Annotated in this window: 9 protein-coding genes; 3 read left to right on the forward strand and 6 right to left on the reverse strand. The window is 31.6% G+C overall.

Annotation, left to right across the window (positions count from 1 at the left end):
* Positions 1-485: 485 nt before the first annotated feature.
* Both ACFELV_RS00725 and ACFELV_RS00730 read left to right on the forward strand, forming a co-directional pair.
* On the forward strand, positions 486-15,110 hold the full coding sequence (locus ACFELV_RS00725; protein ID WP_375326319.1) for a hypothetical protein: 14,625 nt from the start codon (positions 486-488) through the stop codon (positions 15,108-15,110).
* Between the two features lie 36 nt (positions 15,111-15,146).
* The gene (locus tag ACFELV_RS00730; RefSeq protein WP_375326320.1) at positions 15,147-19,616 is read left to right on the forward strand and encodes a hypothetical protein; all 4,470 of its coding nucleotides are present in this window, start codon (positions 15,147-15,149) and stop codon (positions 19,614-19,616) included.
* A 155-nt stretch (positions 19,617-19,771) separates the two neighbouring features.
* Here the strand turns inward: ACFELV_RS00730 and ACFELV_RS00735 are convergent, their stop codons facing one another.
* The 6 genes from ACFELV_RS00735 to ACFELV_RS00760 all read right to left on the reverse strand — a co-directional run bounded on the left by ACFELV_RS00735 (position 19,772) and on the right by ACFELV_RS00760 (position 24,820).
* A complete protein-coding gene (locus ACFELV_RS00735) occupies positions 19,772-20,851 on the reverse strand; it encodes an IS4 family transposase (protein WP_375326208.1) in 1,080 nt (359 codons plus the stop codon).
* A 55-nt stretch (positions 20,852-20,906) separates the two neighbouring features.
* Entirely contained in the window at positions 20,907-21,098 is a 192-nt protein-coding gene (locus ACFELV_RS00740) for a hypothetical protein (RefSeq protein WP_375326321.1), read from the reverse strand.
* Positions 21,099-21,233: 135 nt separating this feature from the next.
* On the reverse strand, positions 21,234-22,574 hold the full coding sequence (gene radA / locus ACFELV_RS00745; RefSeq protein ID WP_375326322.1) for a DNA repair protein RadA: 1,341 nt from the start codon (positions 22,572-22,574) through the stop codon (positions 21,234-21,236).
* A gap of 102 nt (positions 22,575-22,676) precedes the next feature.
* A complete protein-coding gene (gene rsmD / locus ACFELV_RS00750; protein WP_375326323.1) occupies positions 22,677-23,240 on the reverse strand; it encodes a 16S rRNA (guanine(966)-N(2))-methyltransferase RsmD in 564 nt (187 codons plus the stop codon).
* Positions 23,237-23,929: a pseudouridine synthase gene (locus ACFELV_RS00755; RefSeq protein WP_375326324.1), complete on the reverse strand. Its 693-nt coding sequence runs from the start codon at positions 23,927-23,929 to the stop codon at positions 23,237-23,239. Before ACFELV_RS00755 ends, rsmD begins: the two co-directional genes overlap by 4 nt.
* A 15-nt stretch (positions 23,930-23,944) precedes the next feature.
* Positions 23,945-24,820, reverse strand: coding sequence for a DUF1189 family protein (locus ACFELV_RS00760; RefSeq protein ID WP_375326325.1), 876 nt, complete (start codon positions 24,818-24,820; stop codon positions 23,945-23,947).
* Positions 24,821-24,919: 99 nt separating this feature from the next.
* Between ACFELV_RS00760 and tkt the strand changes: the two genes are divergently transcribed.
* A complete protein-coding gene (tkt, locus tag ACFELV_RS00765; RefSeq protein ID WP_375326326.1) occupies positions 24,920-26,878 on the forward strand; it encodes a transketolase in 1,959 nt (652 codons plus the stop codon).
* Positions 26,879-26,932: the final 54 nt, after the last annotated feature.

Consider the following 26,932-nt stretch of genomic DNA (forward strand, 5'->3'; position numbering starts at 1 on the left):
GGTAAAAATATAATTAGTTATATAGAGATTACAAATTAGAGGATAATCAAGGTTACCACATTTATTACAAAAAGGTAACGTAATATTTACGAACTTATCATAAAAATGTTTTATGTAATAGATAATTTTGTTAAATTTATCTTAATTGTTAAGAATTTTAGGAAAATTCATGACTTTTGCGTAGGGTAGTAATAATCTATTAGAAAGTAATAATTATTTTTATGTTGCTTAAAAATTTAACAAAATTATCTATTACATAAAACATTTTTATGATAAGTTCGTAAATATTACGTTACCTTTTTGTAATAAATGTGGTAACCTTGATTATCCTCTAATTTGTAATCTCTATATAACTAATTATATTTTTACCTATGTCTAGCCTTACCCCGAATATGTAAAATGATCAATTGTTTTGGATTATAAAAAGCTATGCTTGAAAAGCTGGCTATCGAGATTTTTAAATAGTAATTGTGAAGTATTTAATAATGAAAGCAACAACAGATACTAGAGAAGTTCCTCAAGCACAACAACCTACAATAACGCCATTAAGATCCGTAACTTCCCAACCAAAACAGTTGCAACAAGAGTCAGAAATACTAACGGACTCAACATCTGAGATACTTAGTAAAATAGCAGCATTAGATGAGAAAATAGAAGTTATTGAAAAAGATGTGATTGCTGCAACTGCGATCATTTCAGAACAAGATAATACAAAAGAGCAAAAGATATCTCTGGGTGAGGAAAATAATTTCAATGAAAAAATAGACGAAATATTAAAGGACTGGACAGCCAAAATACAGAATCGATATGAGTCAGTAGGAGAATTAGAAGCAGAAGATGTACAAGGTTTGATATTAGAAGTTATAAAAACGCAAGCAAAAAATAACAATCAAGTATCTTTAATAATACAAGCAGTTAATGAAGAATTACAAGGAAAGATAAATAAGATAGAGAGTGCTAGGTATAAGAAGGATATTTTAACCAAGGCTTTGAAGAAAGATAACCAAGACATTGACTTGAGTACTGTAAGAACAGAAGAAGGAAAAATAGAGGAAATTATTAATTCACTATTACCATCATCAAGTGATGAAGATAAAATTAAGTTATTAACTGATTATAAGACAATAGAGTTTTTAACACTTCAGTCATTAATTTATAATATAGAAGAAAAGATATTGGATAGTAGCGTTTCAAAAAGTATAGAAGAAATATCTAAAGAATTGCAAGGATATTATAGTCAAAACACAAACTCAGAGAACAATATAGAATCACAAGAACAATATTATCAATTAGAAGAACAATATAATCAGTTATGTGATGAAAAAATAGCAACTATATTTAAAGAATTAAATATTTTAGAAAATAGATTTGGTGCTAGTAGTAGCTTGAATTATCTTATTATGTCTATGGTAGTAGGGCTGGAAAGATTTTCTTCTAATTATTATCATCGCCATACATTTTATGACCAGATATTGCACCAGTTAGAAGCACAATCATACTCAATTCCAAAAGTTGGAGTAGATAAGGCAGGAGATATCAGCGCAATAAGCACTGAACTAGAAAAATTAAAACAACAGATCATATCAAAACAGTGGAAACACTTTGTTCAAAAACAGGGAATTAGTTTAGATAAAGAAAAGGAGAACGTATTAGATCAAAAAGAGAAGATCATATTAGGCATTGTAGAAGCATACTGTACATCTGAAGACGATAATCTCAACCTAGAAGAGTTAGAATACCATATAGATAATATGACTGAGGTTGGAAAACTAAGTAGCCAGAGTATATATGAAACAATTAATAATTTAAGTAACAAAGCAGACTTATCAGTTGCAGAAAATAAGAGAGATAAAATAAATTTTTTGCAGGCATTTATATTAAACAGCGCAGATCATATAGAACTAAAAAAGATAACCGAGCTGTTTGAGGATAGACTCAATTATCAAGAAAAGCAATATAAAGAAGTTTTAGAAATTAAAAATAGTATCGCCAAAGAATTTGGTAGATATTGTGGAATATTGGATAAAAGCAATAAGGAGAATTATACTAAGATAATCAAATTATATTTAGATAAACTTGATAGGTTAGTAGCAGAAGGACATGCAGAAGATATATCGTATTCAAAAAGAAAGGAAGAATTTAATACTTTAAAATTAGGTATTACTGGCATTATTGAGGACTCAACATTAAAAGATGGAGAAAAAGCAGAATATATTGAGCACAAAATATCAGAAACGCTTAATGCATTAGTATTTGCTACTAGTAGCAATTTACCAATAAATATTCTAAACCATCTTGAAAAGATTATAGACGGTTCTTTGGAGACGAAAAGTGATTATAGAAGAGAGACTCAAACCGGACAAACAATTAAACTAGAGGATTTATTTGATAATAGTGGCAGAATTAAAGAACAGGAAGGAAAAGAAGTATTTTTTAGAAACAAGACGGTCATTGTCAATATTGATCGAGAAGAATATTACAGGTTAAGCGAAGATATAAATTCTTTAAAGGAAAAGCAAGCCACTTATGAAAAGTCAATAGAAGACTATAGAAATGAACTGTCTATACAGTATAAGAAATATAAATTAAGTCAATTAAAAGCTGCAATAGATACATACAACTCTAATAAAAATATAAAAAACCTTGTCAATATTACTAAAGATCTCATATATTACCTATTGTTACGAGAAGAACATCTAGAGAGCGACAAGGCTTTTGAAGATATAATCAACAAATTTCTAAGTGATTATTATAACATCATTAAATATTTAATGATTAATGATAAATATGATCAAGAGGTTATTTCTGAGCTTAGAATCGCCATAGATTTATTTAATGCAGATGTAATACAAGAGCGAAAAATTAACAATAAAGATAATGAGGACATAGAGAGAGAAAAATTAAACACAGCACTGGTATCAAAGCTAAAATCGTTAAGGAATACGTTAATATATAAAACATATAAAGAATCTGGATTTAGATTATTTAGTGAGGAAGAAGATCAAGTTAAAAAACAATTAGCACTAAATAATTTTTTACGAGAAAAATTAAATGAACTACTTCAAGACAGTATACCAGAAATTATATGGTTAAGAAGTGTAGTAGTACCTACTAAAGATTCTGAAGAATTTTTTAAGTGTTTAAATGATTCTGTAAATAAACACTTACCACAGGAATTAGCCGAGACTAACAAGGTTAGTATTGTTTCCATCCAAACAGTTATAAACCAGAAAAAAAATAAGATTATACTAAATGGTTTGATAGATGGAGAACTAAATGTAGAAGCTTTTATCGAAAAAATTAACAAAAAAGAATTGTCGTGGGAGAAAATTTTATCAAACACGGAAATAAAAGAACAGCATAAGTTTAAAAAATTAAGTCTTATTATACAAGAACATGACCCAAAATTTACTAAAGAACATTTGGAAAGTCTAATTCGTGAGTTAAGTAACAAAGAAACCAATACAGATCTAGAATCTTTTGCAACGAACATATTAAGAATATACAAAAATAAAGTATTAGAGGATAAAAAAAATACTCTAGAACAAGCAAATCCCAAAGAAGAAGTGTTAACTAAAAAGCTTATTATACTGTTAGAAAAATCTATCATAAACGCATTTAACGTGTGGCAGATTGTTCAGAGTGCGCAAAGAAAAAAAAGCCATAAAGATTTTATCGATCACTTAGAACAATTAGTAACTTGTGTTAACACGAACTTAAATCGATCGCCATTTTTACTAATATCCTCCCATAGGGTTGACGATACATCACAGCAGGAGGTTAAGATTAAAGAAATTAAGGAATCTTTGGAACAAAAAGAAGTAAATTTTATTAATGACCTCCTTGATATCGAAGTAAACTCTACATTAAAAGATATTTTTGCTAAATTTGGCACTGAAGAAAAAGATGAAGATAAAATAATCCATCTTAAATTATTATTACAATTACCTGATAGTTTTTGTAGTAATAAGAAGGTAGATTATAAAAACTTTATTAATAAATTAGTAAAGAACTATCATAAAGATAGATTAGATCAATTTAGCCTACCAATACAAGAACAAGAAGTAGACAACACAAAAATAAAAGAAATCATTCAAGATAAAAATAACAGCCAAATATTGTTACTAGAGATTCAGTATTATATCAGAGAACATATATGTAAATACTATGATCTGTTTTTAGACAAAATTTTAAATGTTACTGCCGATACTGAAGATATAGAGCAAAGAAAAACGGATATTCAAGCAGCGTTGAAGCGTTTATATAATAATATATCAGTTACAGGTTTTATAAAATATACCTCTAAATGGTTGGAAACTGAAAACAACGAAGAAAAAACGAATTTTATAATAAAAACTGTTCAAAAAGAACAAGGAGAAATTACAGGAGTTGATTTAAGTCATATTCTGCAATTCTTGTATAGTGAAGAGAAAGAGCATGTAAAAGCACTCTTAAGTTTTGGGATAACAGGCCAAAAAGAAGAAATTGATAACTTGGCACAACAGGAGGTAGATAAAACGCTAGATGAAGAAATAAAAAAATTATTAGAACAATGCAGTAAACAACCTACAACAAATCCAATAATAAATTCAATACAAAAGATCTTTGACGCGGATAATGGATCACCAATTATAATGTGGGCAGAGGAGTTAATTGCTTTGAGGTTAAATGTAGTTATAGATCTAATATTGTCAAAAACCTCAGATCAAGATCACGGTGCAACTCAAATAGCCGATATTCTAAATGCATTTAGATTCTTTCATGAAGAAAAAGGTAATGTAAATGAAGCGCTAAATACCTTAGATTTAATTTGTAATAATATAGCTAAATTTTCTACATTAGAGGAAATTAAACAATCTATATACTCTCTTGTGCAGGTAGACGATTTAACAACAGTTAATCATGTTATAAAATCCAGCAATAAACAGAATATTACAGTAAATTTATTATTTAGCCAGGTAGATGCAGGAGATAACAAAAAACTTAGGAACGCTATAGATAAACTAAAATTTATCCTATCTACCAGAGCATTTGCAGAGATAAATGATTTCTGTAAAATATTTATTTTGCAAGCACGAGGACAACAGAACTTAGATAATTTACCAATGATTATAGAGCTGGTTATAAAAAGTAAGGCATATCTACGTCGAGATTTCTTTAGAGACTTGGAAGATAAAGATCTTTCTTTATGGAGCAGTTTTCTGGAAAAAGCAATAATTCTAAATGAATTAAATACTACAACTTTTAACCAATGCAGAAATAAAGAGAAAGGTAAAACAGTTGATTTATTATATCAACTTAAAGAAGAAAAAGGAAAAGACCTACTGGCAGCATTATTTGCAAAAATCAAAAATCTTGATGCAAAGGAGCAAGATTCTAACAATTACAACATTAAAAAATTAAACCTTATTTTAAACAAAATTATTTATAGGTCATATAAATGTGAAGCAATAGCACAACTTTCACAACACTTAAATGAATGGGAGGAAAAATTATTTTCAAATAATGAACCAGAAGGTGGAGAAGCGTTACCAATAAAACAGTTATTAGGCTTAATGAAAGAAGGAGATAAGATAAACTCTGATGGAATCAATGCCGCGATAAAGCTCTGTCTGGAAAATACAAGAGAAGGAGAAGATGAAACATTAATTGAAAAATTATTAGCAGAAGCACGGAATTTGAATAAAAAATCAAAAATTCATGAACAACCTAAAAATATAAACGAATGGCAAGAGCAAGAGATTAAGGAATGGGCACAGAACTTTAAAAACAGTCCTAAACATATTGAAATGTTTTCATGGAGCTCTACTGAATCAACTGAGACTATAAGTGAAATAATATCAGTGATCATACAAGCTGTAAAGATCTATGATCATCATCCGAAGGGGCCAAGAGATACCCAATTAATGTCTCTTCTGTTATTTTTAGATGATAATAATAAAAAAGGTAGATTAGGAAATGTTTATACAGGTGAAGGTAAGACATTAATAACAGTGATGTTGGCAACATGCTTGGGATTAATAGGTAAAAGAGTAGATATAGTAACTAGTTCAAAAGTATTAGCTATAAGAGATTCTCAGGTAAGAGAACCAGGAACAAAAGAAGGGTATCAAGGTTTTTTTGAGATGTTTGGTTTAAAAGCTAGTAATAATTGTGATGAAATATGTGAGAAAGCAGATACAGGAGAACAAGAAAGAAAGAATAGATATGAAAGTTGTAGCATAATATATGGTGAAACTGGTTATTTTCAAAGAGATATTCTATTAAGTCAATTTTTTAAAAAGGATATTAGGGGAGGAAGCGGTTTAGGCGATGTGCTGATATTAGATGAAGTCGACAGTATGATGATAGATAATGCTGCTAAGACACTTTATATATCACATAATATCACAGATATGAGACATTTGAGAGATGTATTTATACATATTTGGGCCGCAGTAAATAGTCGAGAGGAAAGATATTATAGTGAAGAGAATGTTCAAAAAATCATAAAATATATAAACAAAATCATTTGTAATGTTGAAAATAATAATAGTTCACCACAAGAAGATGATTTTAAAGTTCTAATACCTAGTACCTTGTATGACTTTGTACAAATGAATCTTAAAACATGGATAGAAAGTGCTTATGATGCGAAATACATAGAAGAAGATAATGCTTATATAATAGGTGATGTAGAGTCACAAAAGCAGAATGAAGTAATAATAATGGATAAGGATACAGGGGTTGAACAAACTTCGATCAAATGGAGTAATGGATTACATCAATTTATACAATTAAAACATAGTGGTAAATTAAGTGACGAAAGTTTAAAGGCTGTATATATTTCAAATGCTGGTTACTTTCAAAGTTATCAGAATTTATATGGTATGACAGGTACAGTAGGAGATATTGAAGAAAGAAAGCTACTTAGTGATGTGTATGGAATAGATTTTTTTGAGATCCCAAGGTTTAAAACATATCGTTTTGAATATGATTTTGAATCGGAATCAATAGTTGGTACTTCTGAAGAATGGCTACAGAACATTCTAGAGAACATTGATGAGAATATGGGTCAACAATTAACATATACCCAAGAATATAGTGAATTAATGAAAAAGAAGCTCAAACAAGAGCAAGAATCATTAGAAAAATTAATACAAGATTATAACATTCGTAATGAGGCAAAAAAAGTCTTAGACCTACAACAGGTACAATGTGAAGATAAGATTAAAATTTATGAAGCGATGGAGAGAACAAGTAATGAGGTTATCAAAATTTGTGAAAAACCTATATTGGATAAGTTTAAGACCAATATAAAGAGAATAAGTGATGAAATTAGTACATTGAAGGAATCTGGTACAGATAATGAGTTAACTACAATATTAGAGCAATTTTTAACTTTTCTTCCTAAAAGTAGTGATAGTGTTCCAGAATACGATATAGAACAATTTGGTGCTGATTTTAAAACTAAAGTGCGAGAACTTAATATAGTAACATTGCATAATCAAGCCAAAGAAAAACTTGAAGAAGCGAATATTGCAGTTAGTAAGATCAGAGAAGAAATAGATTATATTGATGCAGCAAGAACAAAGGGTCAAAAAGATGTAGAGTTTTATCAAAAAGAATCTAAAGCTAAACATGGGAGTAAAAAAGATGATAGTCGAAGAGCTATATTAATAATTTGTGACAATATATCTGACTTAAAATGCATAGAAGAGAAAGTAAGAAAGAAATTTAATAATCCTAATGAATATAAGCCTGACGAATATAAAATTTACAAGTACGATAGGGCGTACAAAAAGTTTGATGTATCCTGTTTAGAAGCTGGAGATATAGTAATTGCAACAAATATTGCGGGTAGGGGTGCAGATCTAGAGGTCAGTAAGCAAGTTGAAGAAAATGGTGGTTTGCATGTTATATTATCATATATGCCAAAAAATTTTAGAATAGAAAAACAAGCTTTCGGTAGGACAGCAAGAGCAGGTAATAAAGGTACTGCTACGTACATAGTATTTGATCCTAGAAAACAGGGCGAAGATATTGATATATCTCAGTTAAAGAAAGAGAGAAATGAAGAAGAGACTAAGAGACTTGCAGTTGTACAAAAAGAACAGTTACCAAAAATAAAATTAGAAGATGAATTATTTGGTGAGTTTAATAAATTGCAACAAACTGTAGAAAGTAAATTGCAAAGTGAATACAAGTTCAAGCAACAAAAGACATCGAAGGATCCTCTCAAATTACAGATAGATAGTTTAAAAAATAAGTGGGCCATCTGGTTAAATAAAATGGGTGATAAGTTTGATAAGATCCATGAGACTGGAAATGGTGAAGTTTTAAAGGAATATGAAGTTTTTGCAAGTGAAATAAATAACAAATTAGATAATGAATATGGATTAATTGAAGAGCCTGGAGAATTAAACAAACTGGGTCGTGTATATTTAGATAATGAGCAATATTCTGAAGCTTTAGATTGTTTTAATTATATCATAGAGCAGCATTCATCATTTGCTAGTATAGCTTATTACTATAAAGCATTTTGTATAATTCGTAAAGAAGGAAGTGGTTTTGATGCAAAAGTAAAAGCTAAAGTAGCTCTCAAAAAATCATTAAGAATGCTTGAAGAGGATAGAAGCAAGATTTTATCAAGAAATCAGATATTAAAAACAATTAATGAAGTTGCTAGAACTCAAGGTAAAGGATTAGAATCTAACTGTTTTGCTAAACAAAATGAGGGTGAAGCACAAATATTGTCTGTACACATAAATGCAATTAACTCAGCTGTAGGTTCAGAAATATCTTCCGATTCTTTTAATGCTCCTGGTATAGCAGGAGATCAATCACAAAAGGTTTTTGATGAGTTATTAAATGATCAGTATGATATTATAAAAGATTTTAGAATCAGTAAGAAATGCGTTATTGCTAGTAAGGTGGTCATTAAAGATCGAGAAAAGCAAGAATGTGCGCTTCAAACATTAAAGTTATCTGCAGACGTAAAACGCAACGCCATTAGTTTTATACAGACCCATGGAGACTATGTTACCTATCGTAATGTTGACTCTCTTGCCCCATATGAGTCATATAAAAGCATACTAAAAACCTTGCTAGATGCGAAAGTTGTTTCAGAAAGACAAATTCTCAAGAAATTGAATATCAATAATGAGGTAGTAACAGTAGCCAATAGTGAACTTATAGCATTTCCTGATGTGTTTCATTATTGCAAAGAACAAGTTTTAGATGATTTGGTGCATTCATTAATTAATTCTCAAAAAAAATCATGGGGGTACAAAGAAAGAGAGAAAAAGCCTTCATCTTTTGAGACTGTAATCTATACAAAACAGAAATTTATAAAAGATACATCAACCCTGATTAAGGTAGAAGAAGTGATTAAAATAGCAGGGGACATAGAGCAAAAATTATTAGGACAACTGGATCATCAAGTGTTTTGCGATAAAGGAGATCAGATTAAAAACATTCTGACTAGTAAATTATTGATTATAAATCACACGTTCTTAGAGCAAAGATTTGGCGAGATTAAAAATGAGGCAATATTTTTTGGGCAAAAAGCTGAGATAAAAGAGTTTTGTTTAGGTCATAGAAAGATTAAATTAAGTAACGGTCAAATAGTAGAACTAGACCCAGATAATCAGTTATTTGTTAAAGAAGAGATAATAGGTGCTCTTAAAACAATAATTAAGCTATCAGAAAATTCTTCTTCTATAGACAAAACTAACTTTAGTGCTTTACTAGCTCAACTCGGCTTCGACGTTGGCAACAATATAATAGTTAAACATCAGTTAGTTCAGGTGATCAAGAGAAACACTTCACTTCAAGAAAAAGAAATCAATAACATACTGACTCACCTAGAAGTATATACAAAACTGAACATAGATCACAAATTTTTAGAGCAAAGATTTGGCGAGATTAAAAATGAGGCAATATTTTTTGGGCAAAAAGCTGAGATAAAAGAGTTTTGTTTAGGTCATAGAAAGATTAAATTAAGTAACGGTCAAATAATAGAATTGCTTGATAATCAATCATTTGCTAAAGAAGAAATAGTAGGTGCTCTTAAAACAATAATTAAGCTATCAGAAGATTCTTCTATAGATAAAACTAACTTTGATGCTTTACTGATACAACTTGGTTTTGATACTGAAGTAAAATTTGAAGCAATAAACTCATATAACCAATATTCGCTAAAAGACGGTACCTATATAGACAAAATTAAAGAGTACTTAGAGACTATTAATCTTAAAAACTCTAATGATGACGAAGATACAATTCACAAAATAGATCAATTGGATTTTAATATTGATTCTCGTCTTGCAAAAAAGTCAAGCAAAATCACAGAAATTTTAAAATCTAACCTACATATAGATAAGCCATTAAAGAAAGAAGATTTTACACTTGAAGAAGAAGGATTTGACATTTTAAGAGCGATATTAACAGATGCTAATATCATTACTACATCAATCTTTAACCTATTAATGGAGCAAGAAAAGCAAGAAGATATTAACCCAGAATTAGAAACAATATTAATGAGAATGTATCAAGCAAATGGTGTGATTACAGACCAAAATATTGTGCTAAAAGATGCAACAAAAGGTAGTCAAGAACTATTTAATAGAATGAGAGAATTACATATTATTAAGCCTCCTAAGGTCAATTTTCCATTAGGAAAAGCAAAGTATGTACCGCAATTTCTTGGAAGAAATGCTTGGAAAGATAGTAGTGATCCAATAAAAAAGATAGACTATATTAAGAGTAAGATTGAAAAAGTTGTTCTGAAGGTATTTCAATTAGAAAGACAAGACGATTCATGGCATAAAGCCAATGAATATTTCACTGGAGGTATTGGTACTGAATCAAAGAATAAAGAATTAGATGAAAAAATTGAGACTATAACAAATATCATCAAATACGTTGCCGGAACTATAAAAACCCTACCAGAGATAAAAATAGAGTCAAAGGATTTGAGAACCATGTTTAGTGAGGGAGAAGTACCACCCGAACTTATGGATTATATTCACATATGTTTTGATGCTGTATTAGAATATAAAGAAGATAAAGGATTGGATTGGGATTGTTTTTTATGTGCTATGGTTGGATTGGCGCAAATTGTTGCAGGTGTAGCTTTAGAAATAATATCTGGGGGTTCAGCTCATTTTATAGCACAAACATTAATTGCAGAAGGTATAGGAGATATAGTTTTTGCAATACAAGCTAGTATAGAAGGTAATTTTAGTTGGAAATCTTATGGCCAGCATAAAGTTCAAAGTTTGATGATATCCCTTGTGACTGTAGGGGTAGGTAGTTTTTTATCAAAAGGAGCTCAAGCAGGTAAGCTTGCGGTTGGTCTGGCAACAAAAACAGCAATAACCAAAGCTATTATGAAAACTGTAATAGTAGAGGCTTGTACTGCTATTGGCACTGCAGCAGTTACTGTAGGAACAGAAGAAATCAGTAAATTGTTAATTGAGGAAATAGCAAATATTCATTTTGTTCAATATTTTGAAAAATGGACTAAAGAAGATAGTGCTTATCATCACAAAACCGTATCGATAGAAAATAAGCTAAATGCACTTTATAATAAATTTGGTACTACTGTTGCTAAACAAAGTATAGAGACATGTATAGAATCATCCTTGAATCAGATGATCTCAGGAGCCCTAGGTAATAAGATCTTTGCTCAAGTATCACGTGTAGTGGGAAGTATAACAAAGGGTTTTTCCACAGCAGCAAAAAATTTAGGAAGAGGTCATAGCAAAGCTAAACTATTAGGAGCAATTGCATCTATTGTAGATAAAACAGTAAGAGTAGCTGAATTTAGTAAAAACTTTGCACAGTTGTGTAATATATATAATGATTTTTACGATCATTTAGGTGTAGAGCTAGCAAGGATAGAAGAGAGTTTAGCTGAACAACAGAAAAATGGTACTCTCAAGATTGATGAGATGCAAATAGCGCAAGATAAAGTTCATTGTTCTTTTTCTGGTGAAGCATCTAAAGATTTAAGAAAAACCCAAGAAAAGTTGCATATTGCCTTTAAAGCAAAAATTAAGAATGGCTTTTTACAGCCAGCAGTTAGTTCATTACTACATATGGCAATGAAACCAATCCAGCAAATGATTACTGCTCCGTTTGCAAACGCCATGGAACAATTGCAAGACCATATTGATTCCAGATCTGAAATGTTTCAAATAGCTATAATGAACCAACGTGCAGATAGTATAGTACCAATAACTACAAGACAGAAAAAAGCGCTTGAATTAAGAGGTGAGATAATAAAAATAGAAGACATAAAAAATCCAAGTGTCTTAAAAGCAGAAGTGGCAAATTTTGTAGGCGAGACAGTTGAAACTTTACAAAAAGAACATGGGTCTAATGTAAATGTGATGATAAAAGACGGTAAGATTTATGCGGTATTACCGACTTTTAAACAATTCTGTGATAATATTCAAAGTGGTAATCTTAAGGTTGCTGGAACATTACATATCAAAATGGCAGCTACTCAAGCAGGTAGAAATATAGAGGTAGTAAGTGAGGATATTGACGGGTCAAAAACATTAATACAGCATGAAAAAGGACCTGGTACAGTTGTACCAATTGGTGGCTTTAAAGCGGGGCAAGAAAGCTATAAAATAGCTATTATAGAAGGGGAAGAAGGTGAATTAGCTCATTATGCTCCAGTTATTAAAGATCCAGATGGTAATTGGAAGGTGATTAACATAGCTCAAACCGCAGAAACAAAAGATGCTTGTTTTGGCCAAACTATGACATTTTTAAAAGAATATGAAAAGAATAGTGACTTAGAAGAAGCAAAAAGATATGCTGAAGACTCAAACAAAGTATCAGAATATTATAGCTCATTAGGAAAGTGTGTAAAGTACAATAAAGCAATTAAAGATAAATATCTACAAGGTACTACCGTAAAAAGTGATAGAATAATTGGGGGGCGTATAAGTAGACGACTTGAGGACGAACATTATCCATCACATAAAAATATGATAGTAGCACAAAGAGAATTAAAAACTCCTCTTGCAAATTTCCGTAATGAATTAAGTAAAGCACAAGAAAAAGCAGAAAATTTTGATATCAATAAAACAGCAACCAATAAACTTAAAAGTATGGGACATATTATCCCAGCTTTTGGTAGTGATCCTGATAAAAAAGAAATGATGATGGGAGTGTTGTCCGTAGAGTTTACTAATGGGACTACATTTAAAATGATTACTGTATCTGGAGATAATAAATTTTATACTCATCAGAAAGTCATGATTTCAAACAATGATTACACACAAGGAACCTTTGAACCACAAAATTTTGCCTATCAAGATCAGAAGAAGGACTTTAAGTTTATCGATCCAGGAAAACCTCTGGGTAAGATATATGATGTATACAATCGTGAAGAAACAAAACAAGAATACAATAAGAGCTGTGCTGCTCAAAAACTTTTCTATGCACTAAGTATACATATGAAACAAAATCCCGAGTTAAAGATAAAGGGCACGATAGATATGGCAGAATCTTGGTATAGAAAAGCAAGTACTATAAAAAGTGAACAAATCGTCATGCAAGCTTCATGTCAACATTGTGAAAAAGTACTACCAGTTGCTACTGGTAAGGATTTAGCAGGTAATGGTTTAGGTAATTATAAGAACAGAAAAACAAGAGATACAACTTCCAATGATCCAAGGTTTAATTATCGAAAATCTAATTCTGGATTACAAGGTGTAGGATTAAGGCAGGCGGCAAGCATTGGTTGGATTAACGCTTATTTTGGTGAATATACTCTGAATGCAATTGAGCACATATTAGCATTAAGAATCAATAATGCTGGTTTAGAAGAGATAATAATAGCAAAAGGTTATGTGTTTCAAGAGAATTATAATAATCTACAAAGAATGATTTCTGATTTGACCGATACTAAATCAAGGATAATACTAGCTCCTCTGAATTTATACAACAAACATGCTGCTGGAATCATGGGTATTAAAGATCAAGATAATGAGCTGCAGCTATATTATATTGATCCGTCTAATGAAACCATACCTGATAAGTTAAAGCAAATATTTGTAGACCATGACTTACAAATTGTACAATTACCAGCTAGACAACAAGAATATGCTAATTGTGGACCAGAGGTAATAGAGAATTTCATGTTATATTTAACTGGCGAACGCTTATCACAGGAAGAGTCTATAGCTTACCATTCTAAGTTAGTAGAACAGAAATTAGTTAGTAAAGATAACACTTTAGTTGAGGTAATGGATAGTGATATAAATAACCAGGAATTACCTAAAGATCTATATGACAATCCTGAGCAAGAAGAAGTACGAGTAGAGAGTAAAGATGTAACGATAGAAGCATTGGCAAGTACTTCTTATCCTATGAAATATCTAGCTCCAATCTCCTTAACTACGGAAGATACAAAATTATTCAAACAAGATAAAGATCTAAATACAAATCGTAGTAATAATCCTAGCAAGAATGATGTTACCAGAGAACAAAAAGCATTTTTTGCTTATAGCCAAGGAAATATATTAAGCAATGAAGCTTGGGAAGCTGAAAGTGATGAACTAAATGATAGATCGGTAGAAGCAGAGCAGAAATTTGCAGCATCACTAAAATTATATGAAGAAGCTGTTAAATTATCCCCAACTAATATTGTTTATAAGCATGCCTTGGATATAACAAGCTTAAAAATAGAGGGTAATAATTTATTTAGTGAAGGTATTGTATTAGCTAGCATAGCTTATGGTCTACAAGAGGAAGCTAATGCATTAGCTGTTGATCAAGAAGCTTATGAGGAAATATTAGGGAAATATCAGCAAGCTTTAGGAGCTTATAAGGCAGCCCAAGATAGTTTTCATGTAGGCTGGAATTTAAGTAAAGATGTTAGATTTAAGTCGTGTATTGAGATAGTTCAAGATGCTATAGAATTAATTCAAGAGCATATTGAAGAGATTCAAGGAGAAATGGATAGTGCATCAATACCAAAAAATGATATTGTAGGCACAGAGAACTATTTAACAATAGGACCTATTGAGTTATTTAAGCAAGAAAAGCAAGACTACATATTAAATGATTATCTAATAGGTAATTCTCAAGAACTGTTCTACATGTGAGTAGGTAAAATGTTAGTTAATAATTAAGTAGGCTAAATGAAAAGACATGCAGCAAAAGATTTAAAGAGTAAGATTAAACCAAACTCTGGTCAAATCAACAACACATTTCAAGAAAAATTACAAGAGATTATGGATTTTGATATCCAAACACATAATGAGGCAATTACAAAATATATCAGAGAGCTACAAAGGAAAATAATAGAATTAGAAGATCCAACCGTAACAGATGCAATAATAACAAATATAAAACAACCTATTGAGGAGAACATTGATAAAGTTACTGCACTAAGTAATTTAATACAAGATTTAGTAGTAAGTTATCCTGTTCTTTTTAGTCAATTTAGTGAATTTTGTAAGCGATTTTATAATTTAGGCTTAAATAGAGAAAATGCACAGCAAGCCAAAATATTAGCTGAAATAGCTAATTCTTTAGAACTTAATCCCATTAAATTAGAATTATGGTTGACGAATCTTTGGGCTCAAAAACGAGAAGAGAAAGATCATGCAAATAATAATACAAGACTCATTAATAAAACTTTTGATCAAGTTACTGCAATAGAAGAGCAATATCCTAAAAATATTGATGCAATAGTTTTTCCGAAGATAACACAATATAAAGCGGACCCAGAAGCTAAACCGTTAGAGAGATTATTATCAGAAATAATTTTTACTAAGGATATTGAGGATAATATTAGAATTCACAATGATAAAGCTGAGATATCTAAATTACAAGAAAAATACCAGAGAGTAGTCGAATATTATAAGAGGTGGGACAATAGAGGGGTTAAAGAGATTCGTGATTGGGCTAGTGGTAAGAAAGATAAGCTTAATGGTGAGGATATTTGTGAAGCAATAGCTATAATGGATAGAGCCAATGAGTTAATAACTGGAGGGCATCGTCTGAGAGATACACAAATATTAGCAGTTTTAGTTTTTTTAAGTACAGAAGATAATAAGGGTAAGTTATGTCAAATTCAGACAGGTGAAGGTAAAACTACTATAGCATCACTACTTGCTGTTATTAAACGGCTACAGGGCGAGAAGGTAGACATTATAACCAGTAATAATATTTTAGCTGCAGAAGGAGTAGTTACCAAAGAAGATTTTTATAGTTTATTTGGCCTTAGTGTTGCGACTAATAATCCGGATAATAACTATAGTAATAACGAGATTACTGCTGATAATAACAGTAACACAAAAGCTACAGAAGGGCCAAGAACATGCTATAGAGCAGATATTGTCTATGGTTCTATCAGCAACTTTCAGTTCGATTATTTGAAGGATGCCTTTTTAGGGTATGGAACTCGTGTGGACAGAGAATTTGGCACAGTCATACTAGATGAAGTTGATAGTATGCTAGTAGATAATGGTAGGCATATTGCTAAACTAGCAAATCCTTTTTCTGGAATGGAGAGCCTCAGATATGTATATATCAAAATTTGGCAGGAATTATATAAAGCAGAACAAGAGCTCACAAGTGAATTATTTATCGCTGATAGAATAGAAGTCATTAAAGCTAGAATAAAAGCGTCTAACCCTATAGATACCATTTTAATGCCAAAATATCTCAAAGCATATGCAGAGAGACAATTAGATAAATGGATTGATAATGCATTATATGCAAAATATGCTTGCCATGAGAATCAACACTATATTATCAAGTTTAAAAACGGTGAAGGTACAATTACCCCTGTTGATTACATGAATACAGGAGTAAATCTCAATAATACTGTTTGGCCTTACGGCTTACATCAATTTTTACAGTTAAAGCATAATTTACATTTAACCACTGAAACCCTTACTAACTCTCATGTATCAAATATGCATTATATTAAGAAATATGGTAATAAAATATTTGGTATGACAGGTACTTTAGGTTCAAATACTGAGAAGTCTTTGTTATCTGAAATATATAAGGTAGTTCATACTGAAATTCCTACTTATAAAGAAAAAAGATTTATGGAATTACCTGGAATAATAGTTAAGGATAGTAATTGGCTTGATAGCATTATACTTGGAATATTAGAACAAATTAACCTAAATAGAGCTGTGCTAGTTATTTGTGAAACTATTCAAGATGTCAAAATAATCAAGCAAAGCTTAGAATTATTCAAAAGCTTAGATCAAAATGCTATTAATACAATTAAAATTTATGTTGATGAAGATGATGCAAAAATTACTAAAGATCGGGTAAGTTCTAGAGATGTAATCATAGCAACTAATATAGCTGGCAGAGGAACAGATTTAGAAACAACGGAAGAACTAAAACAACATGGAGGATTACATGTTTGTGTTAGTTTTCTTCCGTCTAACCAAAGAGTGGAAGATCAAGCATTCGGACGAACAGCTAGGCAAGGTGACCTTGGCAGTGGACAACTAATTATCAGAGAAAGTGAGATTAGAAATTTAGGTATAATAAAATCGCTAGCAGATCTTAGAATTTCTGAAGTAAAAGGATTGAGAAATGAAACAGAAAAACTAAGAGTCCAGAATATTTTAGATAAAGTAGTAGAACTTGATCTTCAGGATGAATTATTTCATTGCTTTTCTAATTTGTATCAGGAATTACGAGAAAAGAATAAACATATTGAAGGATTTCATTTTGTACTAGAAGATCTAAAAGAATATTGGGCTTTTTGGTTGGAACAGCAAGAGCTTAAAGCTGACAATTTACCTCAGTTAGAAACAATCAAACAAGAAAAAAAGCAAAAATCAGAGCAATATTCTCCTCACAACACTGTAGCAGAGCAAGTATTTGCAAAATTCACAGAAGAAGCAAAGATTCTAATAGAGGGGAAAAAAATCTGTAAAGATGGAATAAAAACTGATTGTAGTGTAGTAGAGAGAATCATTCACAATCCTTATCATAGTATAAAACAAGCGGAGTATTTTTTAGAGAAAAATAATTTACGCAATAATAAATTAACTAAGGTTGAGGATGCGTTAAAACAGGCTACTTTTCTAAGCGGTAGCACGATAGAGATATTACCCAGCACCTATATAACTCTCTTTGAAGTGGAGATAGAACGTAGCTGGCATCTAATAAGGAAATTCAGCTCAATATTTACTGCTATAACTCAAGGGATGTTCATTATTAAAGCACCAGAATCATCAATATACAAAGCAAATTACAAAGATGTATCTAGAGAGTATCTTAAAAAAGCAAAAAGATTGTTAGAGAAAGAAACCAATTATCTACAAGGGTTCTTTAAAATCAATAATGATTTTGATCTAATATTATTACCTGAATCTTCTAAAGACAGTAATCAAGACATATTAAACCAAAGTAGCCTAAAAGCCTCAATAGTGTATAGAGTTATGGGTGAAGACAATTTTCACCTTAAGTCACAAAAATATGATCAATTGGGAGCTATTCATAAAATATATAATGTAGTAGAGCTAGAAGAATTTTTAAATCAATATCAAGACGACATCAACAATAGTCCTTTTTGTATTCACTACTATAATACGAGCAATAATAATCAAAACATAGAGAACATAGACAATGTTATAGCCATTTTTTTATCAAAAGATAATGACCATATTACCATATTATATGATGACCCTTTAGGTAATAAGATGCCATATAATATAAAATGGTTGTTTGCAAAATATTGTTATAACCAACAAAAACAAGTAGAGCAAATAGCTAAAATGTTATTTCCTGACCAAGAAAGTACTATTGTCCCAATTGAAGGAGAAGTAATACAAGAAGAATTTACTTCCAGTGAAAATAAACAAGTTTATCAAACAGAATTACTACACAAGAATTTGTTATTAAAACATTTATACTCCAAATTAGTATGTTTAAAGGTTCAGCAAAACAATATAGACGAACTCATGAAGGTTCTAAGCAGTAATGTTGCAGGAGAAGTAGTAATTAGCAGTAAAAGCTCTGAATATTTTCAAAAAATTGATCCTAACAAAGAGGTAATTACTAATTTTGAGGTAGCGGAATTAGGACATGTTGGTTTAGGAAATATATATGGGTTAAACATTATACCAGAACATTCTACCAAAACATTTTCAAATGTAGAAAAACAAGTAAGTAGCGGTTTATCTTTACTTAGGACTGGACAAGCCTTGCCTTGTTTATTGCCTCTTATGACCCAAGTTGCTTATATATTAATAGTAGAAGGAGTATCTGATCTAACAAGTGAATTGATAAAACATAGAGGATCTTTCTCGCCTTATAATCTGAAGGATAAAATAATCATTAAGAGCAGTAGTTTAATTGACGAAACACTTTCAGTCTTTATTGAACAAATTCTGCAATATACTATTAAGGTTTATCAAGAATTTGTTACTCCAGAAGAGTTGCCTTCTACGGCAAGTTTATATGAAGAAATCCTTAATCAAGAAACTGCTATAATTATACAATTCTCAGACCAAATTAACAACGAGAAATACTATGATTTTCCTCCAAAAAATGAAGCTCTAGACACTCTTTGTATCAGACATCAAGTTCAAGATAGCGGATTAGTTGGATGTGATGAAATCATGTAATTGCTGATTCAAGTACCACCATCTTACCTATATATCTCCTGCTTTTTTTGTATTTCTACTATATTGTTTAACTCATGTTTGATTTTTTTGGTTATTGTTGATTGCGGGCTGATGTATTGCATTACTTGCTTATCTTTGCCCATAGTACCCCACACTTATTGTTGAAGTTGAAAGGCATGCATAATGTGTTTTCGTAGTAATGAAAACAACATAGCAGGGGTATCACTTAACGAGTTATAAAAATAATCTTTTATCCAATCAAATCCGTAAGTAAATAATGAGTATAATTTACGACCATGTTTTTTGATCTTTATAGGATAAATTTTGTTCTTAATGTCACCAGCAAGCACGCAAATAGCTAAGGATAAAGATACTATTGCAAATAGTTTTTCCAGCTTTTTTTGATCTGTAATGTGGGTATCTTCAATATTAAATCCAGATGACTTGAGAGACAGAAAAGGTCGCTCAATGCTCCACCTCTGCTTATATGCTAGCAAAGCACATTCACCAATAAGCACATTACTAGCAATAAATAGTTGCTCTCTTTCTAATTGCAAACAAGTTATTTTAATTGCCATACCATTGTAAATTTTGCTTTCTATAGTTTTAGTGTCACCCATTTGCATATCGGCAAAACATTTATTCAACTTCATCTTGCCACCGTTGAAATGCTTGACCTTCTCACTTTTTCTTAGCCTGATAGCAAAAGGTAATTTTTGGATTCCACCCATATATTGCAACCATTCCTCACCAACAAATTCCCGATCGGCAAGGATAAGCTCTATCATTTCCTTAGGTATAATTGTTAAAATTTGCTCAATCAATTTCTTTCTTTCATTAGTAGAAGAGTTGCCTTTTTTATCAAGTAACAACCATGCTATAGGAATTGAAATATTACCATAAACGATAGTTGCAACAAAAAAATTCAAATTTTTAATACCAAATTGCCAGCTGGTTCTATCTATGGCAAGGCTAATTTTACCTGTTAGACAGAGCAATTTAACAATAATTTTCCCTAAACTTATAAAGCACATATTTTGTTCTAAAAGCAAACGCTCAACTTTAACAATCTTGGCATGCAAATTGCCTTTAGAAGCGACATACAGTGCTAATTCTTTGATTCTCACAGTTTTAGCTTTTACTACTGCACAAATTAATTCTGCAAATGTTTTAATTCGTGCTGGGTGCCAATCTAAAAATATGTATAATATTTGGTATAGTGATTGAGAGTCCATTAATACCTCCTGTTGCTTGTTTCTCAGCGGAGATTAGTGACTCTCAGTCACTTATTCAATTTATTATTTTAACCCTCCTGTAAAATCTGTGGGGTACTATGGAAATAGTATTACCTGTTGACTTATTCTGTGCATTCTTATCAATTATTCCCTTATCGCTCAGACCTAATAACATTATTAGGTGGGGGAGAGGTCCTGGGTCTATTGCAACAATTAGTTTGTTAACCGTGCTATCCTTTTCGGTCATATAACCTCTTGATTTTTTTAAGATATTGACAGTATAAAACCTTATGCACTAAAATAATAAAGATTTATTAATTTTTCTTAATTATTTCTCTTTTTTTACCAACTAGTATGATAAGAAAATAACATTTCCGAAAATTCATTTTGCTAGAAACGCCCCTAATTCTCTTAGATTACTAATAGGGTACATTAATTCATGGTCTAATTTTTCCAGCTTAGAACACACTATTTTATTAAACCCTAACTTTTTTGCTTCTTTAATTCTGGTTTCCGCGCCGTTTACTTTTCTTATTTCCCCAGATAAGCCAATTTCGCCGAAGAAAACACTTTCTTCTGGTACTGCTTTATTGGTGGCTGCTGAGATTAACGCTGCTGCTACCGCTAGATCCGAAGCTGGCTCCGTAATTTTTAGCCCCCCAGCAACACTTAAATATACTTCTTTACAGGATAAGTTTAGCTTAAACCGCACATTAAGTACTGCTATTATCATCGATAACCTATTTAAATCCCACCCTACTACTGAACGTCGTGGTATAGGGATAGTTGATGGCGCAATTAAGGCTTGAATCTCAATTAATAACGGTCTAGAACCTTCAATACCAGCAAATACTGCCACGCCATTAACATTTTTTTCCCTTTTTAATAAAAATAATTCTGAAGGGTTAGGCACTTCTTGGAGTCCAGTAGAGGTCATGTCAAAAACCCCAATCTCCCCTATCCCGCCATATCTGTTTTTGATGGAACGTAAAATGCGAAAATGACTATTATGATCTCCTTCAAAATATAATACTGTATCAACAAGATGTTCAAGTAATTTAGGGCCAGCTAATTGACCATCTTTAGTAACATGACAGCTAATTAACATGATAATATTATTATGTTTGGAATAACTGATTAATTCATTAGCACAAGCCCTTACTTGTGACACCGTACCAGGAGGCGAGGAGAGAGCCTTCGTGACCATAGTTTGTATTGAATCAATGATTATTAAATCAATATTTTGTTCACTTGCTTCAATAGTGGCAATAATATCTTCTATATTTACGGCTGCTAAAATAGAGGTAGCTGGATTATTAAGCCCAAGCCTTAAAGCTCTGAGCTTTATTTGTTGAGTTGATTCTTCACCAGTAATATACAAACAATTCATGGATTTTTGAAAAGAGGCAGACGCTAATTGTAATAATAACGTAGACTTACCGATACCCGGTTCCCCTCCAATTAAAGTTACGGAAGCAGCAACTAACCCGCCTCCCAGCACTCTATTTAACTCATGAATAGGGGTGATATTATATAACCTCTCTTCAACTACGCCATCAAGCCTCGCGACTCCCAGCTTATTACCTAATTTAACTGATGGCAGATTATGAATGACTTCTTCCTCCACCACTCCCCATAACCCACAATCAAAACATTGCCCTGCCCATTTGGGGCTAGTATTACCACAATTTGTACAGATATATTGTTTTTTTATTTTACTCATTTTACGTGATATACCTCAATTATACTCAATGAAATCCAACCCTTGAAAGACGAAGAATATACTATAATTTTCCAAATAGAAGGGTTATTCTATGCACGAATCTCAACCTCTATATTCTAAAACTAATAATTTACTATCTCCATAGATTTTTTCTTTAATCAACTTAAAACAATTATCAGTAAATATTTCAGTTTTGCCAAATTCTATCACTAATATTGAACCATCTTTTAACCATCCCCCTTTTTTCAAACTATTAACTGATTTTATGACCAAATTATTATAATATGGAGGATCAACAAAGACGAGATCAAATGCTTTAGTGGCTTTTGGCAGAATGCAAGCATTAATATTTAAAAAAGTAGTATTCGCAACTGCATCGATTAACACCGCAAATTCTTTAGCAGTTCGTAAATAATGAGCATTTATATCAACTAATGTTACATGCCATGCTCCTCTTGAGAGCGCCTCAAAAGACAGACTACCGGTACCACTGAATAAATCCAGCACCATAGCATTACCAGTAAATAGCCCCCTACAAGCCAATTCTCCGGAAGTGAGGATACTAAAAATTGCCTCTCTAATTTTAGCAGTAGAAGGGCGATAATTCGAGTGTTTTAAAGTGGGTATTAGGCGATTTTTATGCTTACCAGCTATAATTCTAATCATAAGAATTGCATAAATTGTCTACGTTCTACTTCCTGATACTCATTTGGTTGCAAATTTCCTAACACAAAATCTCCATACTGAACTCTAATTAACCGATTAACTTTTAAGCCAAAATATTCAAAAATTCGCCTAATCTCCCGGTTCTTTCCCTCAGTAAGCGCCACTTCAAACCAACTATTAGCACTAGAGGTTTTCACTAATTTAATTGATTTAACATAATATTTTACTTGATCTATTGTTATATTTTGATAGTTTTGTAATAAAAGCGCAGGTCGGCCGTAAGCTCTCACTTTATATATACGTTCCATTTTAGTAGAAGGTAGTTCAAATTGTCGTGCTAAACCCCCATTATTAGTAAGCAGTAATAACCCTTCGCTATTTAAATCTAATCGCCCTATTGAAATAACTCTTGGTAAACCAGGCAGGTTGGCAAATACAGTGTTTCTATCATGCGTATCTTTATGGGTAGTAACGAGCCCAACAGGCTTATAATATCGCCATAAACGGGCCAGTGGTGTTTGATGAATTACTCTGCCTGATACTTCAATAATTGAAATATTAGTTACTTTGATGGCAGGTGAAGTAATAATCATTCCATCCACTTTCACTTGATTATCTCTTATCAAATCTTCTGCATCACGTCTGGAGCATATTCCTGCATTACTAATTACTTTTGCCAATCTTTGCATAATCATTACTTGAAGTTATAATACAGCATGATTATTATTACGTATTCTCAAAAGTCCTAAAAACAGTAATAAGTGTGCAAACATCTGTATATAAAATATCATGCCATTTAATGCAGGTAAAAATAAGACAATCAGAGGTTGTAGTAAAAGAGATACACCACTAGCAAATAACACTACTCTACTACACACTTGCATAGAAGATTTAAGGCCAAAAAAATTAGTCAAGATATATACTAATAAAATGGTAAAGCTTTTTTCAAATAAAATAAAACAAAATCCGACAATTATTATTAAAGGTGTTATAAGGTAAATAAATATTTTAGGAGCGCTATCTACGATCTTAGCACAATATTGCTTTACTACTTCTGCCGTCAGTGTTTGTGCTTTACGATTTAATAACTTAGAATATTCTATAGAAACATTACTCTTTTTATGATCAGTCATCTCAATAGTAGAAATAGTTATATTGTTACTCGAAAAAATTATTGGGGTACTAAGTTTTTCGCCATGTGATAATTGGTTTCTTGAGTCTATCACTGCAATTCTATTACCATTTGGATCCAATAAATATATTGGCTCATTTTGGTCTACTACAATTTTGTGTCCATCATAGTATATTTCCGGTAGTTGCTTTAATATGTAATCAATAGTAGCAACGTTTTTAGTTACAAGATTCTCAGTAAAATAATCTTTTAATGTAAATAAATGATGCAAAATGAAAAAGCAATATATTAAAGAAGACAAAAAAGATATAGTAAATAAATATTTAGTTCCATAACCGTGATAAAACTTATATACATCTTGATAAAATCTTATGGAACTAATGGATAACCATAATTGACTAAATAATGTTTTAATCCACAGAAAAGCGATTAATAGTTTTGCTGTCATAATATCTATTTTTACTTGAGGTCTATTTTGTATCAGTTTATATAGTTTTTATAAAAATTTTTCACCTATTTTAAACATATCAAGGCAATATTTATTATAATGAAGTTTAACAAAATACTAAAAGATTCACAATTAAGCAATTGTATCAGAGTTTTAGCGAGCGATAGTATAGAGCTTGCTCAATCAGGTCATCCTGGTATGGTACTTGGCATGGCAGATGTAATGACTATTTTGACATTTAATTTTCTTAAGTTTAATCCAGCTGATCCTGCATGGTTTAATCGCGACCGCTTAGTTTTATCAGCAGGCCATGGCTCTATGTTATTGTATAGTTTTTACTATTTAACAAATTATAAGAATTTTCATTTACAAGATTTAAAACAATTTCGTACACTTCACTCAAAAACCCCTGGCCATCCAGAATATGGTGCATATGAGGCCATTGAAACTAGTACTGGTCCTCTAGGGCAAGGTTTTGCTAACTCGGTAGGTATGGCCATTGCTCAAAAAAAATATGAAAATAAGTTAGGTAAATCTATTAGTGATCACAAAATTTATTGTATTGTTGGAGATGGGTGCCTAATGGAAGGGATAAGCTATGAAGCAGCGTCAGTTGCAGGCCATTTATGCCTAAATAATTTAATCGTTTTATTTGATGATAATAAAATCACTATTGATGGTCCAGTAAGCTTAACGACTGCAGAAGATCATATACTGCAATTTAAAGCTTTTGGATGGAATACCGCAGTAATAGATGGCCATAATTTGGCCCATATCAACGTCGCATTGAGTAAAGCGCAAAATTCTGATAAACCTTATTTTATTGCTTGCCGCACTTTAATTGGTAAAGGTTGCATTAATAAAATAAATTCCGCCAGCGCTCATGGAACCCCCTTAGGGGCAGCAGAAATTAAATTAATGAAAGAAGAATTACGGTTTAAAGACGAGGCATTTTACATCCCGCAAGAGTTAAAAGAGATGTGGCAAGATGCATGGCTAAGAAATAAAGAACGCTATGATCTATGGTATAAGCATTTTGATAATATTAATGAGGATATAAAATATTATTTCGCTAAGCCTAACATTGATTGTAGCTTTCTTGACAATATTTCTGCCCCCACACAGGATGAAGCTACCCGCACTTCATCAGGCAAAATTATTGAAGCATTAGCAGGACAATCAGATAAAATTATTTTTGGTTCAGCTGACTTGTCTCCTTCTAACAATATTCAAAATAGTAAAACACACGCTATTAATAAAGATGATTTTAGTGGAAATTATATCCATTACGGCGTCCGAGAACATGCTATGGCTGCTATAATGAATGGTTTATCTCTATGCGGCTTTCTGCCAGTAGGTGGCACCTTTTTAGTATTTTCTGATTATATGAAACCTAGTATGAGGCTAGCTTGCCTTATGCAACAACAAGTTATTTACATTTTAACTCATGACTCTATTGGTTTAGGAGAAGATGGTCCTACGCATCAACCTATTGAACATCTAGCAAGCCTTAGAGCGTTACCTGGCATGACTTTATTTCGGCCTGCTGATTATGTTGAAACAAAAGCCGCATGGAGCCTTGCCTTATCACATACACAAGGACCTTCTGTTCTTGCGTTAACTAGACAAGCGGTACCTCAAATATTGGCCAAATTCAATCTTAATGTCAATCAAGGTGGCTATCTAATAACATCAAAGCCTAAGGAGAAAGCAGACGTTACTATATTTGCTACTGGTTCAGAATTAGCAATTGCTTTAGCAACAAAAGCGCTACTTGAAGAACACACCTTAAATATCAAGGTAGTATCATTATTTTGTTTTGAATTATTCTTAAAACAAAATGCAGCCTATATTGACGATATTTTATCTAATACCAAACTTAAGGTCGCTATAGAAGCAGGCTGTAGCTTTGGATGGCACCAAATTATTGGAGAAGATGGGATGTTTTTCGGTATAAATAATTTTGGTCATTCTGCTCCTGCAAGAGAATTATATGCCTATTTTGGCTTGACTCCTACTAATATAGCTAAGCAAATTCTTGCAAAAATCCAACAATAGACTTCTTTTAGATATCGCTTCTGGTAGGGAATTGGAAGAAGGCTCGTCGCTTCA

The organism is Candidatus Tisiphia endosymbiont of Nemotelus uliginosus, assembly GCF_964264835.1.
In the GTDB taxonomy this organism is placed as follows: domain Bacteria; phylum Pseudomonadota; class Alphaproteobacteria; order Rickettsiales; family Rickettsiaceae; genus Tisiphia.

Excerpts from the sequence above, each read along its gene's own strand:
- ACFELV_RS00730 (WP_375326320.1), top strand. The coding sequence starts at position 15,147 with ATGAAAAGACATGCAGCAAAAGATTTAAAGAGTAAGATTAAACCAAAC.
- tkt (WP_375326326.1), top strand. The coding sequence starts at position 24,920 with ATGAAGTTTAACAAAATACTAAAAGATTCACAATTAAGCAATTGTATC.
- ACFELV_RS00725 (WP_375326319.1), top strand. The coding sequence starts at position 486 with ATGAAAGCAACAACAGATACTAGAGAAGTTCCTCAAGCACAACAACCT.
- ACFELV_RS00760 (WP_375326325.1), bottom strand. The coding sequence starts at position 24,820 with ATGACAGCAAAACTATTAATCGCTTTTCTGTGGATTAAAACATTATTT.
- ACFELV_RS00740 (WP_375326321.1), bottom strand. The coding sequence starts at position 21,098 with ATGACCGAAAAGGATAGCACGGTTAACAAACTAATTGTTGCAATAGAC.
- ACFELV_RS00735 (WP_375326208.1), bottom strand. The coding sequence starts at position 20,851 with ATGGACTCTCAATCACTATACCAAATATTATACATATTTTTAGATTGG.
- rsmD (WP_375326323.1), bottom strand. The coding sequence starts at position 23,240 with ATGATTAGAATTATAGCTGGTAAGCATAAAAATCGCCTAATACCCACT.
- ACFELV_RS00755 (WP_375326324.1), bottom strand. The coding sequence starts at position 23,929 with ATGCAAAGATTGGCAAAAGTAATTAGTAATGCAGGAATATGCTCCAGA.
- radA (WP_375326322.1), bottom strand. The coding sequence starts at position 22,574 with ATGAGTAAAATAAAAAAACAATATATCTGTACAAATTGTGGTAATACT.